Origin of the sequence: Haladaptatus sp. (assembly GCF_049589095.1) — an archaeon.
In the GTDB taxonomy this organism is placed as follows: Archaea; Halobacteriota; Halobacteria; order Halobacteriales; family Haladaptataceae; genus Haladaptatus.
The window spans coordinates 1-2,712 of the sequence record NZ_JBAWAC010000513.1; the positions used below are offsets into that span (position 1 = coordinate 1).

3 protein-coding genes are annotated in these 2,712 nt (G+C 61.9%); 1 reads left to right on the top strand and 2 read right to left on the bottom strand.

Translation table 11 applies throughout. The features are described 5' to 3' along the window. On the top strand, window positions 1-639 hold a 639-nt coding region (locus WBV42_RS15995; RefSeq protein WP_423986905.1), incomplete at its 5' end, for an NAD-dependent epimerase/dehydratase family protein. Window positions 640-690: 51 nt separating this feature from the next. On the opposite strand, the gene sppA is transcribed toward WBV42_RS15995, so the two are convergent. Together sppA and WBV42_RS16005 are read right to left on the bottom strand one after the other, a co-directional pair. Continuing rightward, window positions 691-1,719, bottom strand: coding sequence for a signal peptide peptidase SppA (gene sppA, locus WBV42_RS16000; protein ID WP_423986906.1), 1,029 nt, complete (start codon window positions 1,717-1,719; stop codon window positions 691-693). Between the two features lie 55 nt (window positions 1,720-1,774). After that, entirely contained in the window at window positions 1,775-2,638 is an 864-nt protein-coding gene (locus tag WBV42_RS16005) for a coiled-coil protein (protein ID WP_423986907.1), read from the bottom strand. Between the last annotated feature and the right edge of the window lie 74 nt (window positions 2,639-2,712).

The window sequence follows — 2,712 nt, forward strand, 5'->3', positions numbered from 1 at the left end:
ACGCTCCACGATTGCACCGACGAGCAAGCCGACGACGAGTCGATGGAGAGTTACGGCCCGCGAAAGGCCGAGTGTGACCGCGTCTGCTTCGCCGCCGCCGATTCCGGGGTGAACGCCATAGTCGTCCGACCCATGCTCATCTACGGTCCGTACGACTACACGGAGCGATTCGACTACTGGCTCCATCGCGTCGCGACATTCGACCGCGTTCTCGTACCGGGCGATGGCGGGAGCCTGCTTCACCGGGCCTACGCCATCGACGGTGCTCGCGCCCTGCGAATCGTCGCCGAGCGCGGGACGCCCGGCGAGGCGTACAACCTCGCCGACCGCGAGACGATGTCGCTCGACGGCTCGCTGGAACTCGCGGCCGACGCCATGGACACGGCGGTCGAACTCGTCCACGCCAGCGAGCGGGAATTGGAAACACACGGCCTCTCGTCCGCCGACTTCCCGCTGTACACGCCGACGCCGTTTCTGGCATCGACCGAAAAACTCGGGTCCCTCGGATGGGAGTCCACGCCGCTTTCCGAAACCGTCGCTCGAACCGTCGAGGAACACCTCGAATCCGGACGAATCGGCGAGGATGTCGGACCGGATCGCGAGAAAGAGGAAGCCGTGCTCGACGCGCTCGTCGAGTGAATCGACGATTCCGTTGCTTCGATTCGGCGATGAGACATCGCCGAATCGAACTCATCGAACGCGGAACTCGAATCCGTTCGCGTCCCCCGTTTCGTCGCCAAGCACGCTCGCCACGCCTGCGCCGAACGAGTAGGCGATGCCCCGCGCGCCGAGGTTCAACCGACGTCGGAGCGGCGGCGTCGGTTCGAACTCCTGCACCGACACTTCGCTCACGCCGAGTTGCTCGGCCAGTCGTGCTTCGACGTCCTCCCGCGTCCCGATCTCGTCCACGAGACTCAGTTCGCGCGCTTCCTCGCCGAGGTACACGCGGGCTTCAGTCTCCCGAACCGTCTCGGGATCGAGGTCTCGTCCGGCGACCACGCGCTCCACGAAGTCGTCGTACAGGCCGTCGATTATTCCCTGCAAGTAGTTGCGTTCGTCCCCGTCCAACTCCTTCAAGGGGACTCCGGCGTCCTTGTACCTGCCCGCCGCCAGTCGCTCGTAGGAGAGGCCGACCCTGTCGGCGAGTTCGGACGCGTTCACCCGCGAACCGATGACGCCGATGCTGCCGACGATGCTGGCGTCGCGGGCGAACAGTTCGTCACACCCGCTCGCGATCCAATAGCCGCCGCTGGCACACGTATCCGTGGCGTACGCTATCGTGGGGCCGTCGAACCGCTCGGCCGCGAGGCGAATATCCTCGCTGGGAACGACCTCGCCGCCGGGCGTGTTCAACCGCAACAACAGTCCGTTCGCGTTCGTGTCGTCGTTGGCCCGGTCGATCTGTTCCACGATTTCGTCGGCTGGCGTTCCACCTCTGGAGGGGAACCCGCCACCGCCACCGTCCCGACGTATCGGCCCTTCCACGGCGACTTCCGCCACGTCGTACGACGGAAACCGCTGGGCCGCGAACCGGGCGGCTGCTCGCGCTCCCATGACTCCCGCGAGCAGTACGAACACGATTCCCACCACGTCCGCGAGGTCGTAGGCATAATCGAGAAACAGCCACCACGCGACGACGACTGTCAGCACTGTTCCGCCAAAGACGATCGCGAGCCGTTGCCCACGACCACCCCCGTTCGACGAGCGTCCGCTTGCCATATCGATAGATGGGTGGGCGACGGCGTTAAAAGTTCGCTAGCAAAGGGTCAGCAGATTATAGCAGACCGGTCTTCTGGAGCTTCATGAGGTCCTCGGTGTCGAGGGTCTCTCCTTCCTTGAACTGCTGGTAGATTTCCTCGGCCTCGGCCTTGGCCTCTTCTCGCTCCTTGGCCTTCTCGGATTTGCGCTCCTTTTCCTCTTTCTTGTCGAGTTCGCGCAGACGCTTCTGGACGCGGACGAAGTCCTCGTGGTGCTGGTCGGCGGCTTCCTGGGCTTCCACGAAGTTCTCGTGCATCGCGTCGGCGTCGTCACGGATGTCGTCGGCTTCGCGGTAGGCCTCGATCATCTTGTTGTGATGCTGCTGGGCCTGGTCCGCGAGTTCCGTCACTTTCTCGTGGTGCGTGCTCGCTTCGGCACGAACCTCCTCTGCCTCCTCGACGAGCTCTTCGAGGTCGTCGCTCTGATCGAGCTTTTCCTTGCGGCTCGTGTACTCGTCGCGCTTGGCCTCGATCTTCTCGATGAGTTCGCGCTCGTCCTCCGTGGAGAGAACTTCCGTCTGCTGTTTGAACTCAAGCTCTTCGATTTCCTTCTTGAGCTGCTCCAAATCCTTTCCCTCGTCGAGTTCGAGGTCGGATTTGCGGTCCTCGACGCGGTCGAACAGTTTGTTCGCCTCGGCGTTGAGTTCGTTGCGCTTCTTTTTGTGTTCCTGAACTTGCTCGTTCAGTTCGTCACGCTTTTCTCGGTGTTCTTGGGCCTCATCCACCTTTTCTCGTGTGCTCGCGTTCAAGTCATCACGCTTGGACGCGCGTTTGCTCGCCTTCTGATTCAGCTCGTTTCGTCGGTCTCGGAGCTGTCCTGCGAGTTTAATGAGTTCACCTTTCGACTTGTTCTGAAGATCCTCTTCTGTTACGCTTACCATTCTTAGTTAAACCTCGGTTCCTTCCACTCCGGCAAATGATAGCATCGCTACTCTTCTACGAGTTCCAACCATCC